At 48.8% G+C, this 15,364-nt stretch carries 14 protein-coding genes; 5 read left to right on the forward strand and 9 right to left on the reverse strand.

Annotated features, from left to right (window positions below):
* Positions 1-73: 73 nt before the first annotated feature.
* Positions 74-961 carry a LysR family transcriptional regulator gene (locus WA407_RS06170; RefSeq protein ID WP_336076979.1) on the forward strand — a complete coding sequence of 296 codons (888 nt, stop codon included), beginning with the start codon at positions 74-76 and terminating at the stop codon, positions 959-961.
* 105 nt (positions 962-1,066) lie between these two features.
* Here the strand turns inward: WA407_RS06170 and pyk are convergent, their stop codons facing one another.
* From pyk to WA407_RS06200, 6 genes are all read right to left on the reverse strand, one after another.
* A complete protein-coding gene (pyk, locus tag WA407_RS06175) occupies positions 1,067-2,497 on the reverse strand; it encodes a pyruvate kinase (RefSeq protein WP_023987907.1) in 1,431 nt (476 codons plus the stop codon).
* A 125-nt stretch (positions 2,498-2,622) separates the two neighbouring features.
* Positions 2,623-3,606: an acetyl-CoA carboxylase carboxyltransferase subunit alpha gene (locus tag WA407_RS06180; RefSeq protein ID WP_336076980.1), complete on the reverse strand. Its 984-nt coding sequence runs from the start codon at positions 3,604-3,606 to the stop codon at positions 2,623-2,625.
* A complete protein-coding gene (gene accD, locus WA407_RS06185) occupies positions 3,607-4,500 on the reverse strand; it encodes an acetyl-CoA carboxylase, carboxyltransferase subunit beta (RefSeq protein ID WP_013309586.1) in 894 nt (297 codons plus the stop codon).
* Positions 4,501-4,680: 180 nt separating this feature from the next.
* Positions 4,681-4,869, reverse strand: coding sequence for a hypothetical protein (locus WA407_RS06190; RefSeq protein WP_013309585.1), 189 nt, complete (start codon positions 4,867-4,869; stop codon positions 4,681-4,683).
* Positions 4,870-5,022: 153 nt separating this feature from the next.
* The gene (locus tag WA407_RS06195) at positions 5,023-5,520 is read right to left on the reverse strand and encodes a phosphatidylglycerophosphatase A family protein (RefSeq protein WP_336076981.1); all 498 of its coding nucleotides are present in this window, start codon (positions 5,518-5,520) and stop codon (positions 5,023-5,025) included.
* 167 nt (positions 5,521-5,687) lie between these two features.
* Positions 5,688-9,362: a DNA polymerase III subunit alpha gene (locus tag WA407_RS06200; RefSeq protein ID WP_336076982.1), complete on the reverse strand. Its 3,675-nt coding sequence runs from the start codon at positions 9,360-9,362 to the stop codon at positions 5,688-5,690.
* Positions 9,363-9,498: 136 nt separating this feature from the next.
* Here WA407_RS06200 and WA407_RS06205 point away from each other — a divergent pair, with 136 nt between their 5' ends.
* Together WA407_RS06205 and WA407_RS06210 are read left to right on the forward strand one after the other, a co-directional pair.
* Positions 9,499-9,828 carry a YtrH family sporulation protein gene (locus WA407_RS06205; protein WP_013309582.1) on the forward strand — a complete coding sequence of 110 codons (330 nt, stop codon included), beginning with the start codon at positions 9,499-9,501 and terminating at the stop codon, positions 9,826-9,828.
* A gap of 12 nt (positions 9,829-9,840) precedes the next feature.
* Positions 9,841-10,338 (forward strand): hypothetical protein, encoded by a 498-nt coding sequence (locus WA407_RS06210; RefSeq protein WP_061831708.1) that lies wholly within the window; start codon positions 9,841-9,843, stop codon positions 10,336-10,338.
* 54 nt (positions 10,339-10,392) lie between these two features.
* On the opposite strand, the gene WA407_RS06215 is transcribed toward WA407_RS06210, so the two are convergent.
* From WA407_RS06215 to WA407_RS06225, 3 genes are all read right to left on the reverse strand, one after another.
* Positions 10,393-11,727, reverse strand: coding sequence for a DRTGG domain-containing protein (locus WA407_RS06215; RefSeq protein ID WP_061831707.1), 1,335 nt, complete (start codon positions 11,725-11,727; stop codon positions 10,393-10,395).
* Positions 11,728-11,930: 203 nt separating this feature from the next.
* A complete protein-coding gene (locus WA407_RS06220) occupies positions 11,931-12,212 on the reverse strand; it encodes a hypothetical protein (RefSeq protein ID WP_235307965.1) in 282 nt (93 codons plus the stop codon).
* Positions 12,213-12,284: 72 nt separating this feature from the next.
* Complete coding sequence (locus WA407_RS06225; protein ID WP_025685398.1) at positions 12,285-12,629, reverse strand: YlbF family regulator; 345 nt, start codon at positions 12,627-12,629, stop codon at positions 12,285-12,287.
* A gap of 162 nt (positions 12,630-12,791) precedes the next feature.
* On the opposite strand from WA407_RS06225, the gene WA407_RS06230 reads away from it, so the two are divergent.
* On the forward strand, positions 12,792-14,162 hold the full coding sequence (locus tag WA407_RS06230) for a YheC/YheD family endospore coat-associated protein (RefSeq protein WP_254327778.1): 1,371 nt from the start codon (positions 12,792-12,794) through the stop codon (positions 14,160-14,162).
* Between the two features lie 43 nt (positions 14,163-14,205).
* Positions 14,206-15,360, forward strand: coding sequence for a YheC/YheD family endospore coat-associated protein (locus WA407_RS06235; protein WP_254327777.1), 1,155 nt, complete (start codon positions 14,206-14,208; stop codon positions 15,358-15,360).
* Positions 15,361-15,364 lie beyond the last annotated feature (4 nt).

The following is a 15,364-nucleotide window of genomic DNA, read 5'->3' on the forward strand; positions in this document are numbered from 1 at the left end:
TTTTTCGGTATATAATTAATCTATAGTTTGAAATTCACATATGAATGACATATAAGGAGAGCTGTTGAATTCCATGAATATTCTAAAATTGCGTATTTTGATGCTGATCGACAAATTCCATAAGGCGACGGATGTGGCCGAAGCTTTGCAAGTCAAACAACCTACTGTCAGCTTTCATATGAAAAGCTTGGAAAAGGAAATGGGTGTTTCCCTATTCTCTCTTCAACAAGGCAGGATTATACTAACGGAAGCTGGAAAAAAATTATTACCTTACGCAAAGCAGATCATCTCTCTGGAACAAGAAGCTAGACAAGCTGTAGATGAACTGACAAAAGAGTCACAGGCACAATTACATCTGAGTGCAGAGTCGATATCAGGTACGTATCTCCTCCCCACTTTGATGACTAAGTTTGCTCAACGATATCCAGATTGTCGTATTCAGTTGGAGATTCAATCCCCGGATGCAATTAAGCAGCTACTGAAACAGGGGGAAATTGATTTTGCTTTTCTCGACGATAGAGATTCTCTTCCAGAGTATACGGTGGCAGAGCCAGTGGCTTCTGATCAAGTAGGAGTTATCCGTTCTGCATCTGCACTTGCACCTGCATTCAAATTTGAGGAGGTCGATGGACCCGATGTGCTGGACAAGCACACATGGGTAAAATATAGCGGTTCATCAGTTGTAGATCAGTATTCCTCGCTAGTTAAGCCTCATCTGGAAATCAACTCTTGGGAAGCGGTAAAGCAAGTCGTAAGCGGCGGAGAAGCGCTTGCCTTCTTTCCTGCAAGCGGAGTGGATAATAATGAAAATGCTGCTCCCTCGGTGGAATGGCTCCCTTATCCCGAGGCTGATAACCAAAGGAGCCATTATCAAATAAACATCGTGTATCAACAAGATACACACATGAACTTGATGCAACAGGCATTTCTTGATTTCATACGACGAGAAGGCTGGAAATGAAAAGCTAGAGAACATAAAAAAAAGAGCATCCAAGTCTTATTGACTTGAATGCTCTTTTGCTTGTTGTAACAATACAGCCTCGGTATTATGTCATGGAGACTTTAATTACGCTTGTGCTGGAACGCAGCTAATTTTGATCAGGTTCGTAGAACCGGAATCACCAAGAGGTACGCCCGCAGTAATTACAACCAAATCGCCCTCTTTAACGAGGCCAGATTTGCGACCGCCTTCCAGTGCGTTGTCAAACAGACTATCTGTTGTGTCAACGACTGGTCTGCCTTGTACTGCATGTACGCCCCAGATCAGAGCCAAACGGCGAACTGTTCTTTCCTGTGTTGTCACAGCAACAATCGGAGCTTCAGGACGGTATTTAGAAATCATACGCGCCGTTGTTCCGCTTTGTGTGGACGTCAGGATCGCTTTGGCATGCAGGTCAAGTGCAGAAATAGAAACAGATTGACTGATTGCTTCTGTAATACTAATTTCTTGAGCCGTTCTTTGTTTCTTGAACAAATCACGGTAGTTCAGAGAGGACTCAGCTTTTTCTGCAATACGTGACATCGTCAGTACGGATTCTACCGGATATTTACCCGCAGCTGTTTCGCCGGACAGCATAATTGCGTCTGTTCCGTCAAAAATAGCATTCGCCACGTCACTTGCTTCCGCACGAGTCGGACGCGGGTTACGTTGCATGGAATCCAGCATTTGTGTTGCCGTAATAACAGGCTTGCCAGCTACATTACATTTGTTAATCATCAATTTTTGCGCCAGAGGCACTTCTTCAGCAGGAATTTCCACACCGAGATCACCACGAGCAACCATCAGGCCATCCGAAGCTTCCAAAATTTCATCCAGGTTGTCAACACCTTGCTGATTTTCTATTTTGGAAATGATTTGGATATGACTTGCGTTGTGTTTCGCCAGCAATTCACGGATTTCCAGAACGTCACTTGCTTTACGAACAAAAGAAGCCGCGATGAAATCAATGTCCTGCTCAATACCGAAAATGATATCATTAGCATCTTTTTCGGTAATACCAGGCAAAGAAATAGCAACGCCTGGAACGTTAACGCCCTTCTTGCTTTTGATCGTTCCGCCATTAACAATGCGGCATTTGATTTCAGTGCCTGATACTTCAATAACGGTGAGTCCGATCAGACCATCGTCGATCAGAATGGTGGAGCCGGGCTCCACGTCCGAGGGAAGATCTTTGTACGTAATGGAAATACGATCTTGCGTACCGAGAATTTCTTCCGTTGTCAGCGTAATGAACTCGTCCTGAACAAGCTCAATAGGTTCAACTTCGAGCTTTCCTGTCCGGATTTCCGGCCCCTTCGTATCGAGCAAAATAGCAACGTTTTTGTTAAGCTCCTTACAAGCTTGACGGATGTTTTTAATCCGGTTGCCATGCTCCTCGAAATCACCGTGAGAGAAATTCAGGCGGGCTACGTTCATACCAGCCAAAATCAGTTTCTTCACATTTTCCAATGACTCACTGGAAGGACCGATGGTACATACAATCTTAGTTTTGCGCATTTGGGTTTTTCCTCCGTTTTCAAAGGTGCTACTCTTTATATCTTTTTCCAACAATTAAATCTACTACACTTTTTCCTATTTGTATAGGAAGTTCGTCATATTTATTGTTACCCGTTTACAACGTATTACAACATAGGTTCAGATTCCGCAGGTTTCAAGAAGGTGTATTGACCTATTTTTCGGAATTTTTGATACCGATCTTCCCTCAATTCATCGCAGCTCATATTCGTAAGGTCTGCCAAATGACGTTCCAATAGCTCCTTGATTGCGGCAGCAGTCACTTCATAGTTACGATGCGCGCCCCCTTTCGGCTCCGGCACAATATCCTCGATAATTTCCATGCGCAGGAGGTCATTAGCCGTAATCTTCATGGCTTCAGCTGCCTGATCCGCCTTGGAAGCATCTTTCCATAGAATCGAGGCTGCGCCGTTTGGAGAAATGGCCGAATAAATGGCATGTTCCAGCATCAGCACACGGTTACCGACTGCAAACGCAAGCGCACCGCCGCTTCCACCCTCGCCGATGACCACACAAATAACAGGCACCGAAAGCTTTGCCATCTCCCGCAAGTTACGGGCAATCGCTTCCGATTGACCTCTCTCCTCTGCTGTATTACCCGGATAAGCGCCCTTCGTATCAATAAATGTAATGATAGGGCGTTTGAATTTGTCAGCCTGCTGCATAAGACGCAAGCCTTTACGGAATCCTTCCGGGTGGGCACTACCGAAAAAACGTGCAATGTTATCTTTCGTATCCTTACCACGCTGCTGGCCAATGACGGTCACCGGAATACCATTTAGCTTGGCAATCCCGCCCACAACCGCCAGATCGTCTCCAAACAAGCGGTCGCCGTGCAATTCAATAAAGTCCGTAAACACCTGCTCAATCAGATCAAGAGACGTTGGTCTTTGATGATGACGGGCCAAATGCATTTTTTGTGGTGCTGTAATGTTCGAATATATTTCTTCTTCCATCTCGAGATAACGTTCCTCGAGACGGTTGATTTCATCTGTAAAATCAATTTGCTTATCCTGTCCGAATTGCTTGAGTTCTTCGATCTTCTGTCGCATCTCGACCAGGGGCTTTTCATAAGACAATTCACCAGCCATCTATTCCACCCCTTTCACACTGTGCAGATCAAGCAGTTGCCCGAGGGTATCACGCAGTTCCTTGCGGTGTACAACCATATCCAATTGTCCATGCTGCAAATTAAATTCGGATGTTTGAAAATCATCCGGCAATTTCTGTCTGATTGTCTGTTCAATTACAATACGCCCTGCAAAGCCGAATACAGCTCCTGGCTCCGCGATATTAATATCTCCAAGCGTAGCAAAGCTGGCGGACACTCCACCTGTAGTCGGGTCGGTGATAACAGAAATATACAGCAAGCCCTGCTCATCCAGACGAGCAAGAGCAGCACTTGTTTTGGCCATCTGCATCAAGCTTAAAATACTTTCCTGCATACGTGCCCCGCCGGAAGTTGAGAAAATAATTAGCGGCAGACGCTTGTCTATTGCTTGCTCAATGGCGCGGGTAATTTTCTCTCCTACGACCGAACCCATACTGCCAGTAAAAAAGTCAAAGCTCATCACAGCAACGACAACAGGATGTCCATAAATAAGGCCGTCGCCCGTAACGACAGCCTCTCGCAAGCCAGATTTCAGGGTCTGTTGCTCCAGCTTGCTCGCATATCCCGGAAAGTCCAGCGGGTCAACCGAAATCATATCGGCATCATATTCCGTAAACGTGTCTTCGTCGAGCACCATGCGAATGCGATCCATAGCATTCAAACGCATATGGTATCCGCACACCGGACACACTTTCAAATTTTTCTCTAGTTCTTTGCTGTATTGAATACTTCCACACTTGCCACATTTGGTCATAAGACCTTCGGGAATTTCCCGTTTGGGACGATCCGGCATGTCCGCTTGATCGCCGCTCAGCGCCCGTTCCGAAGGGATGGTCGCGTATTTACGCTTCTTTTGGAATAAATCTTTAAACACAACTACACCTCTCCAGCCGTTTATTTGTCAGCCGTAACCGATACAAGGTCCTCTGCCGTCTATGCGGCACCTTTAAGCATTATGTTCATACACACGTCAACGCCTGTTACTAAAACATTACCGCCGATCGTGCATCCTTTGTTCCACTCATGCTGCTGTATCACTTCCGCCGTTCCGGACTCAAGGGCGCAAAATCGAATTAAGCACTTCCTGAATTTCTTCGACTTCACCCGAAGGCACAAGTATCTCAAACTGTTGCTTGGACGCGCTGATGGCCCGGGCCTGCACCATAAAACCTTCTTCAGACAGTTTGAGCTTAATCATGTCAGCCAGTCTGGCCGTCGGTGCAATATAAATCACCGTCCACATGCCTTGTTTCTACCCCCTAAGCCTCAAGTTTTGAGCCCATATAATAGACTCATGATAACATACCTTACTTTTTTCCCGCAACAAAAGCCCTCCTGATCATTCAAGTTCCGTCGGAGGGCCTAGAAAATCATCAACTCTGTCTACACAAGTCAATTAAGCGTCCAATGATGCAGGATAATGCTTGGCATGGAGGCTCCGATGTGCAATGCGCGAAGAAGCAGCGGCAGCTAGTCCGGCGACAAGATCGTCTAAAAACACATGAATACCATTGCCTTTTTGGTTCAGTTGTTCAATAATGCCCGTCTTTTCCTTATCCAGATAACCAAAACTGGTTAAGCCGATCATGCCGTACACACTCGTAATTCCAAGAGCCAGTGTCTCGTCCACTCCGAACAGCGGTTCGTCAGCCTCCATAATGGCTTGCAATGGCTGGGGGAGAAGTTTTTTTTCGGCCAGCTCATCGAGCGCAATACCTGTGAGCAACGTATATTGAACCTCACGCTTTTGCAAAACCGCTTTGACACTGTCTATACATTCTTCCATCGTCAAATGAGGATAATATTTTAGCTGAAGCTGAAAAACAATGTCCGCAATGGACTCGATACGAATGCCTCTGCGATTTAACAAAGTTTCTGCATATTCATAGGACATAATTTCCCTCCCGCTTTCACCGTGCAGTTCTATTCTTTCACCGTACGGGATCTTATGGTGCAGGGGACGTGTTGAATCTCCTGTTTCGCCAGTTTTCCAAGTGTATGCGGGAAGGAAGGAAAATGTTCATTAAACCGTTACAATAAGGGCGGTTTGCTGTGTGCCTATCATTTGACTTTCACCGTGCCTTCACCCAACATCGACTCCATTTGATCAAAAAGCTGAGGAGAAGGCTTAATGCTGTAAGCATCGCTCAAAGCCAGCAGACGCTGGTTGCTCTCATAAAAAAGTACGGTAGGCATAGCACCGGGATGCTCCTGTAGCAGTGCCTTGAGACTGACCAGCAAGCTGGCGTCCTCCTCGGCCTGGCGGGTGATTTTGACAAACACCCGCTGACGGACGGTCGACTCCGAGCTGCGCGGGAGCGGTACCTGCTCACCGCGAGCCGTTTCAGCTCCACGCGGTGAAGCAGCCGCCACGGGACGAGCCGCCTTCGGTTGAGGCGAAGCAGATGCATTGGCTGCCGAAGGCGGGGGCGACACGCGCGACGCTCTCCCGCCCGGGCCGCCAGCAGCAGAGCCAGCAGCTGGCACGGATGTTCCAGCGGCGGACGAGCGCGTACTGGCACGTCGGCGCTGGAGGAGCCGGGCCAGCGAGTCTTCTGCCAGCGGGGCGGTCTCATCCGCAAGGAGCTTGAAGTGCTCGTCCTGCTGCTGCATCTTGGCTCGAAGCGTAAGCAAAGCTCCCTTTTCAATCCACTGCTGGCTTCGCTTCCATACCTCAGGAAACAGCACAACCTCACAGCGCTCAATCTGATCCTCCAGCTCAATGAAGGCCATGGCCTTACCCTGCTTGGTCGTAATCGTTTTGAGTGACACTACCATGCCTGCGGTCACAACAACCGTTTCATCTGGCACATCGCCCAGTTCCATCAAACGATCCGCCTCGCTGCTTTCCAACAGCGACTCAAAATCATCCAACGGGTGCCCGGATAAATACAGTCCCAGTAGTTCACGTTCCAGCTCTAACTGCTGGCTGGCACTGAATTTGGGTACATTGGGATATTCGATATCCCAATTGGGCATTTCCACAAAACCAAACATATCAATTTGCAAGTCATCCCGTTCCTTGCGCCACTTGACGGCTGCATCGACCGTTTCATCCAGCATGGCAAGCAATTGTGCCCGATGACCCGTCAAAGAATCAAAGGCTCCTGCCTGAATAAGCGATTCAATCACTCTTTTATTACATACCCGCAAATCGACACGTCGACAAAAATCGAGCAGGCTGTCGAAAGGCCGATCCTTGCGAACAGCGAGAATGCTCTCCATCGCCTGTGTGCCGACATTTTTAATCGCTGCTAGGCCGAAGCGGATGCCTCCCTGCTGTAAAGGAGTAAACAACACTCCGCTCTCATTCACATCAGGCGGCAACACTGCGATATCCATACGACGGCATTCGACGACATATTCAGCCACTTTCCGATGACTTCCCATCACGGCTGTCAGCATTGAAGCCATAAATTGCACCGGATAATGGGCCTTTAGATAAGCCGTCTGAAATGCTAGCACACCATAAGCAGCTGCATGAGCACGCGGGAAGCCGTAGTCAGCAAAACGGACAATCATATCGTAAACCCTTCCGGCCTCCTCCTCCGTGTATCCCTGCTTGATACTGCCTTCGACAAAATGCCCGCGCTCCAGATCCAACACTTCGCGCTTTTTCTTGGACACAGCCCGGCGCAACAGATCGGCTTCTCCCAGGGAAAAGCCCGCCATGCGTGAAGCAATCTGCATGATTTGCTCCTGATACACAATAATACCGTACGTATCCTTTAAGATCGGTTCCAGGTCAGGATGCGGATAAGAAACCTCAATTTGACCATGCTTGGCCTGTATAAAGTTAGGAATAAAGCCCATCGGGCCCGGACGATACAAAGCCAGGACAGAAATGATATCCTCGAATACACTCGGCTTCAAATCCTTGAGTACCCGGCGTACACCGGCCGACTCCAGCTGGAATACGCCTCCTGTATCTCCTTTGCCCAGCAAGTCATAGGTATGCGGATCGTTATCGGGAATACGATTAAAATCAGGCGTTTCTCCATGCTCTTCCGCAATCCAGTGTATGCACCGTTCAATAATGGAGAGCGTACGCAACCCAAGGAAATCCATTTTAAGCAAACCAATGCGCTCTAGATTTTCCATCGAGTACTGCGTCAAAGGAACCCCTTCGCTCCCCTCTTGAAGCGGAACCGCATCGGTCAATGGAGTCCGCGAAATGACAACACCTGCTGCATGTGTCGAAGCATGACGAGGCATTCCTTCAACCTTGATCGCCATATCCAGCAGTTCACGTGTCTTGGGCTTCGTTTCATATAGCGTTTTTAGCTCCGGGGTGATTTCCAGCGCATGACGGATATTAATGCCTAACTGCGCCGGAATCAGCTTGGCTGCCTTGTCCACCTCGCCATACGGCACGTTCAATGCACGACCGACATCACGAACAGCGGCTCTTGCCGCCAGCGTTCCAAAGGTAATAATTTGCGCTACATGCTCATTTCCGTACTTCTGTACTACATAGTCGATAACCTCGTCACGCCGTTCATCACTAAAATCAATATCTATATCTGGCATACTAATTCGTTCTGGATTCAGAAACCGTTCAAAGAGCAGGTTGTATTTCATCGGATCGACATTCGTGATGTTAAGCACATAGGCAACCAAACTGCCTGCTGAGGAACCCCGCCCCGGTCCCGTTGCAATCTTATGCTTATGAGCGAAGGCAATAAAATCCCATACAATCAGGAAATAATCGCTGAAACCCATACTGTCAATGGTATTCAACTCATAGTTTAGCCGTTGGTTCAGCCTTTCCCGTTCCTCCGGTTGCTCCCATCCGGGATCGCTTCCATAGCGACGCTCCAGCCCTTGCACGCACAGATTGCGTAAATAGGGCGAAGAGGTCATTCCTTCCGGCAGCGGGCGATATTCAGGCAAAATGGATTGACCGAATTCCAGCTCTAGTTCGCATTTTTCAGCAATACGCACCGTGTTGGCGATGGCTTCTGCCACATGCGGGAATAAACGAGCCATATCCTCCTGACTTTTCAGATACAACTGACGTGTTGGTATACGCAAGCGTTCCTCATCGTCAACTGTCTTCCCTGTCCCGATACAGATCAGAACGTCTTGCACGTCTGCATCTGGCTCAGTCAAGTAATGCACGTCATTCGTCGCCACCAGTGGAATATTCAGTTCCTTCGCCAGTGCGATCAAGAGAGGATTTACACGTTTTTGCTCCGAAAGACCATGGTCCTGAAGTTCCAGATAAAAATCATCGCCAAAAATGTTACGATACCGTTCCGCTGCTCGTCGTGCTTCGGCTTCCCGACCATGCAGTAAATGCTGTGGCACTTCACCGCCCAAACAAGCGCTCAGGCATATGATGCCTTCATGATGGGCAGCCAAAGCCTCCATGTCGATGCGCGGCTTGTAGTGAAAGCCCTCCAAATGGCCGATGGAGCACAACTTCATCAGATTTTGATAGCCTGTTTTATTTTTGGCGAGCAAAATCAAATGATATATGGGCTGATCCTTCCGGCTGCCACGCTCCTTGCGCGATCCTGCCGTCATATAGGCCTCACACCCGATAATCGGCTTAATGCCGTTCTCTACACACGCTCTATAAAAAGGAATGGCACCGTACATAACCCCGTGGTCTGTAAGGGCCAGCGCCTTCATTCCGTAAGCTGATGCCTGTTTGACCAACTCCGCGGTACGAGCCGCGCCGTCCAGCAGGCTGTACTCGCTATGAACATGCAAATGCACAAATGAACTCATGCGCTTCTCTTCCTTTCACCGCTTGATTTTCTTCAAACTATTTTATCATATCCGCGTTAGTAGCGCCCATAGAATAAAAGTACAGACCTCGGCGGACAAGCGCGGTCCTGATTCGTATACCTAGGAGGAAAAGAGCATGAGCACTTTTATATCCAAAGCGATTCTCGACTTCTTCATTGCCTTCGGCATCGTGCTCGGGGGAGCCATGCTCGGCGGAATGGGAGCTGTGGTATCGCTTCAGCCGCCAACCCAGACGATGCTGGAGGTTGCCGGAAGAATTAAAATATGGGCGCTTGCCGCCGCTGTGGGGGGAACGATGGACCCGATCCGGGTCATTGAAAGCAATATGTTGGATGGTAATTTGTCACCTGCCATTAAGCAGATATTGTATTTGATTTTCGCCTTTTTAGGCGCTCATATGGGTGCAGAGCTGGTCAAGTGGGTATGCGGCAACGGACGACCGTGAGGTGAAACGACTATGAGAGTCCCCCCTTTTGAGCGCCTGCGCCCTTTTATGCAATTATCCTCTGTCTTTGTACTCGGTATGATTACGGGAGGAATGATCTACAATGCCATCTGGCATGCCAGCTTCAATCAGCTGTGGACGAACAACCAGGATCTTCAATTCCAGCTCCAGCAAGCCGAGGAAGACAACAAAACATTGCGCAAATACAGCAAGCGCCAAACCGTTGTCAAAGAAATTAAGCTGATCGCGGAGGAAGCTTCGGCCGAAAAAATTGATTCTATCAACCTGAAGGAACTTCTTCGCCGTGTCAGTCGTGATCTGGAGGTGCTGCGCGGCAGAGATATGTTCGAAATTGACTCTGACAGCAAGCTGGTACGTATGTTGCTGCACCAAAAAAAATACACCGTTCGTGACAAGGAGTATACGATCCAGGTCAAAACGATGCTTGTAATGGAAGGGGTGCTGCAAATTTGGCTGGAAGCAAAAGAAAGACTGCCTGAAAGCCACTAAGTCGATCTATTCGACTTCACACCCTGCTCTGATTCATAGGTAGCCACAGGTAGACTAACCATGTTCAATGGATTGAAGTGTCATCACTGCTTTGCATACCAAATGGTTTTCCCGTGAAATTGCAATTTCTAGCTTGCAAGTGCGGCGACTCAGCTCGAGCAGCAACGGACGAAGAACGACAGCATCCTCTATCTGTACGGGTCTAATAAAATAAGTCGTCAAATTGTCCAGCACATAATCCTTGCCGGTCATGTCTCTAGCTGCCCGGTAGCCCGCTTGTGTCATCACGTTGACCAGTACGCCTTCCGAGATCGTACCTAAATTGGTCGCCATCTGCGGAATAATAAAACCGCGAAAAAATAACGATCCGTCCTCATTACGCTCTTCAGCAAACCCGTTCCAGATCAACTGGTCGAACGTCTCGCCAAGTTGTGGCTGCTTTTGGGCGTTACGCAGCGCCTCCAGCACCTCACGCCGTGTAACGGACCCAAGCAGCTTGCGGTTACGGTCCACGACCGGCAAATAATCTACACCTTCCCACGCCATCATTTGCGCGGCAGAAGCCAGCGAGGTCTGGTAGGTGACCGTTATCGGATTGCGGATCAGACATTTATCCATCGTATGCTCAGGTAGAAGCCCCTCCACATCTTTGCGGCTGACGATACCAATTAAACGATTCCATTCATCCACTATTGCAAAATGATGATGTCCGGTCGTCACCGAAAGTTCTTCAAACTCGGTAAGCGTGCTGTTGATTTTCAAGGTCAACGTTTTCGGTTTGCCTGCCGCAATGTCTTCAATCAGCATAATTTTCTTTTTGATCAAGCGGTCAAATATGGCTCTATTAATCATAGATGCCACTGTAAAAGTATCATGGCGTGAGGAAATAATCGGCAGACTAATCTGATCTGCGAGCTGCTTAACCTCTCGGCTCGTACCGAAGCCCCCTGTAATCAGCACACCTGCCCCCTGCTCCAATGCAAGTGAATGCGCATCCTCACGGTTACCTACGATTAGCAAACTACCTGCGTCAATATAACGGGCCATAGCTTCCTCGCGCATCGCTCCGATCACATACTTGTGCAAGGGCTTCTCCAGCCCCTCACTTCCGCCCAGCACATGTCCCTCTACAATATTTACGACATCTGCAAAGGTCAGCTGCTCGGACAAGCCGCGCGGTCGCTTCTCCACTCGTACTGTTCCGATCCGTTCCTTGGTAATGACGATTCCCAGGTTCTCGGCTTCTTTCACGGCCCGATAGGCCGTTCCTTCGCTGACACTCATTTCTTTAGCCAACCTGCGCACAGAAATTTTGGAGCCTATTTTCAACTGCTCGATATGTCGCAATAGCTGCTCATGCTTCGTAACTGTTTCATCTAGCCCGTCCAACTCTGTTACACCCCCAACGTTCAATCTGTATCATTCTGTATCTATTATAGCACAATATCCCTATATTTTAGACCCTTGTTCATTTTGACTTCTCCGCTTCGCAAATAGCAAAAAAAGCGATCCCCTCTTTTACAAGGGATCGCTTCTTACTATGATTGATTTGTCATCTGGGAGACAAGCCCAGGACAAGCTGAAAAAACTCACTACATGCTGCCTTTGTCAGCTTTTTTATCCCATTTCATCTGCCACTGCTGCATTTTGGCCCGTCGCACACGCTCCAGCGTTTTGCGCTTTTCCTCATCCACACCCAGCAAAAAATGCATGTTTGCTCCGATGACTAGCAGCGCAAAAAGTACCCATACCATTCCAAAGCCGTTGACCCAGTTCAAACCGCCTGCAAGCGAGATGCGTGGTAACGCGATCAAAACCATAGCCAATGCAATGAGTGTGTACAAACCGTGTTTCCATTTTTTGAAAGAACCCAATCGTATCCCTTCCTCTCCCTGTGACTCTATGTATCTAGTCTATGAGAGGACAGGAAGGAATATGAGACAAACTTACAGAGATGAACCGTACAAATGTTGAAGGCTGTCTGCAATAATCTTGTTAACGTCCTCAATAATCACGCTCAGGCGACGTTCAGCGTCGAACAGGCGACGGATGTTGAGGTTCAAGCTAAGTACCTCAAACAGCTTCTCCATCTTTTCCATCTCTTCCTGTGCTGGCATATCGCCGCTCATCATGCGTTGCTGTACTTCCATTTGGCGTTCACGGAAATCGTCGAGCATTTTCTTAGCTTCTGGATCGGTTTCGATCAGCTTCATCGCTGACGTAATTTCCTCTACCTCTTTGCTTTCCTTCAATGCTTTCGCTAAATCATGGGCTTTGTCATAGATGTTCATGATTGTTTATTCCTCCAATACAAGTTTAGTGTCAACATTTCACATTGTCCGTCAATCACCAAGGGATATATGTCCTCATATGATGAATCAGTGCTATTACAGCCCATTCACGTTTCCCGTTACTTTCAAGACATCAAGTTGCTGCCCGGAAGGAGATCCACGATGTCCATCAAAAAAACAACGATTCAAATCATCGGATCGGGCATCTTGCAGGATGACGTACTCATGGTCGGCGAGTCCCTGCTTCGCAAATGGAAAATATCCGCTGGCCACCCCGTTCAGCTCGCCTTCGGTTCGTTCCGCCAAGAGGTTACCGTCATATCGGTGCCCCGCTACAGCGGCCTACGTGTGGGAAGCGTGCTAGCCCGAAAAATGGGGCTTCATGCCAATTGTGATCTGCGAGTAACCTACAGCCGAGGTCGCCGGACACTTCGAGTGGGCCCACTTATTAGCGTGCTGGTCAGTCGGGACTATCCCGAACAGCCCGACAAGCCTTTCGGGCCGATCACCCTGTTCTGCCGTGAACTAGTCGGGGAATGCCGCAGACAAGGAGCATATGTGTATTTTTTCACCCCGGAGCATATCGGAAGTCAGCCCGGGCGAGTTCAGGGATGGGTGTATGACGGAGGCTGGAAAAAGACGGTCATGCCCGCCGGCGATGTCGTCAATAATCGTCTTACCTCCCGTAAACTCGAGAACAGAACTAGCGTACAGCATTTCATGAAAGAAGTAAAATCGCAGTACGGCACAACCATTTTTAACGAAAAGTTTCTGGATAAAAATGAAGTATTTGATGCGCTTAAATCAAATTCTTCCCTGCGCAAGTATTTACCCGAGTCCCACTTGCTGCAAACCTTTGCTGTTTTCAAAAAAATGTGCAACCAGTATCCCGCTGTTTTTCTCAAGCCAGTGCGCGGAAGCCTAGGTAAAGGCATAATGCGCATTAACAAACAAACGGATGGTACCTTTTCGGTGCTATCCACAACAGCGGGCACACCCCGCAAGCAAATGTATGCCAACGTCGATAAACTGTACAAAAGCTTAGCGGGAAAAATGAAAACAACACGCTTTCAACTCCAACAGGGACTTACCTTGATTGATCACGGTAAGCGTCCGGTCGACTTTCGTGCGCTTGTACAGAAAAATTCGTCCGGGACTTGGACCGTAACATCCATTGTCGCCCGGATCGCCGGAGGCAGCCACTTTGTGTCCAATCTGGCAAGAGGCGGCACGCTGAGTACAGTCAAGGAAGCACTTGCCAAAACCACGCTGCCCGCAACCGTTAAATCGAATGGGCATACCTCTCTCAAAACAGCAGCACTGGATATCGCAAGCGGAGTAGAAAAAGCGATTCCCGCCCATTTCGCAGAATTTGGTATAGATCTGGCAATAGACAGCACGGGGCGCATCTGGTTGCTGGAGGTCAATTCGAAGCCATCGAAGAATGACAACACGCCGTTAAATGATCAGAAAACTCGCCCGTCCGTAAAAAAAATGATTGAATACTGCTGTTATTCAGCCGGCTTCAAATGAATTCACCTCTTCCAGAGTCTGGCTGTCAAAGGAGCTGTTGTCGGTGTCTCTTGTTGTGCCAGGCACGCTGGGCGTGCTTGTTAGCCGGAATCAGGCTGCCACTCCCCCTATTACTGAAGCCGATTTTTGCCGCAGGCTAAGTCTGTTGGGCAGGCGCTCTGGTCTTAGCGTAATGGCGTTTACCGCCGAAGGAGTTTCATTTGAAGATCACTCCATACGAGGTTATGTTTACCGTAAAGGAGTATGGACATCCGGCCGCTTTCCGTTGCCGGATATTGTGTATAACCGCTGTCTCCATGCTCACGAGAGCCAGAATGTCAGGCGCACACTGGAAGATATGGCGGAGCAAAAATCGCGCAAGCTCATCTACTGGTCGCGTAACTTACCTGGCAAATGGCAGGTGTATCGCGCTTTGCATACGGTAGATAAAGTGCGTCCCTTTGTGCCGCCTACGGCGCCATACCGGGACACGATCCAGCTTGTGGAATGGCTACGACGCCATTCGGAGCTGTTTATGAAGCCACAGACCGGAACACATGGCAAGAGCACACTGTATCTCCGGCTGGCAGAAGGAGGCCAGGGACTACTTGTACAGGGTAGAGACTCCCGTAACCGCCCGTTCCGGCGCTTGTTTTCCGAATTGGATGCAGGATTGTCATGGGTCCACGGAATTGCACACAAACGCGCTTATATCGTGCAGCCTTATTTGAAATTAACAAGCCAAAGCAATCATCCCTTTGATGTTCGCGCACTCATGCAAAAGGATGGCAACGGCTATTGGCGCCTGACGGGCTTTGCCGTAAGAGAAGGCAGACAAGGAACTCTGACTTCTAATCTTCACGGTGGGGGCGAAGCCCATCCAGCTGAGCCTTACCTTCGTGAACAATTTGGCGCGGACACCACGCGTCTCATCATCGGGCAGATGATGGCGCTGTCCTTGACCATTACCAGGGCGCTGGAGGAACGTTATGGCCGCCTTGGCGAGTTGGGAATTGATTACGGTATTGACCGGAGCGGGAACATCTGGCTATTGGAGGTTAATTCCCGACCTGGCCGGGCCTCCTTTTTTCAGACCCGTCAGCCCGAGTGCGCTTTCCAGTCGGTCAACCGCCCGCTCGAATATGCTCGATATTTAATGACCCATTCCAAAGCGACAGGGCCAAAGGGCGCGGGCGCCTCCCTTGAACATACGGTATAGGAGG

The organism is Paenibacillus sp. 203, assembly GCF_037027525.1.
Classification (GTDB): domain Bacteria; phylum Bacillota; class Bacilli; order Paenibacillales; family Paenibacillaceae; genus Paenibacillus; species Paenibacillus polymyxa_B.

Excerpts from the sequence above, each read along its gene's own strand:
- WA407_RS06225 (WP_025685398.1), bottom strand. The coding sequence starts at position 12,629 with ATGAACATCTATGACAAAGCCCATGATTTAGCGAAAGCATTGAAGGAA.
- WA407_RS06190 (WP_013309585.1), bottom strand. The coding sequence starts at position 4,869 with ATGTGGACGGTGATTTATATTGCACCGACGGCCAGACTGGCTGACATG.
- WA407_RS06180 (WP_336076980.1), bottom strand. The coding sequence starts at position 3,606 with ATGGCTGGTGAATTGTCTTATGAAAAGCCCCTGGTCGAGATGCGACAG.
- WA407_RS06195 (WP_336076981.1), bottom strand. The coding sequence starts at position 5,520 with ATGTCCTATGAATATGCAGAAACTTTGTTAAATCGCAGAGGCATTCGT.
- pyk (WP_023987907.1), bottom strand. The coding sequence starts at position 2,497 with ATGCGCAAAACTAAGATTGTATGTACCATCGGTCCTTCCAGTGAGTCA.
- WA407_RS06170 (WP_336076979.1), top strand. The coding sequence starts at position 74 with ATGAATATTCTAAAATTGCGTATTTTGATGCTGATCGACAAATTCCAT.
- WA407_RS06205 (WP_013309582.1), top strand. The coding sequence starts at position 9,499 with ATGAGCACTTTTATATCCAAAGCGATTCTCGACTTCTTCATTGCCTTC.
- WA407_RS06210 (WP_061831708.1), top strand. The coding sequence starts at position 9,841 with ATGAGAGTCCCCCCTTTTGAGCGCCTGCGCCCTTTTATGCAATTATCC.
- WA407_RS06200 (WP_336076982.1), bottom strand. The coding sequence starts at position 9,362 with ATGAGTTCATTTGTGCATTTGCATGTTCATAGCGAGTACAGCCTGCTG.
- WA407_RS06230 (WP_254327778.1), top strand. The coding sequence starts at position 12,792 with ATGTCCATCAAAAAAACAACGATTCAAATCATCGGATCGGGCATCTTG.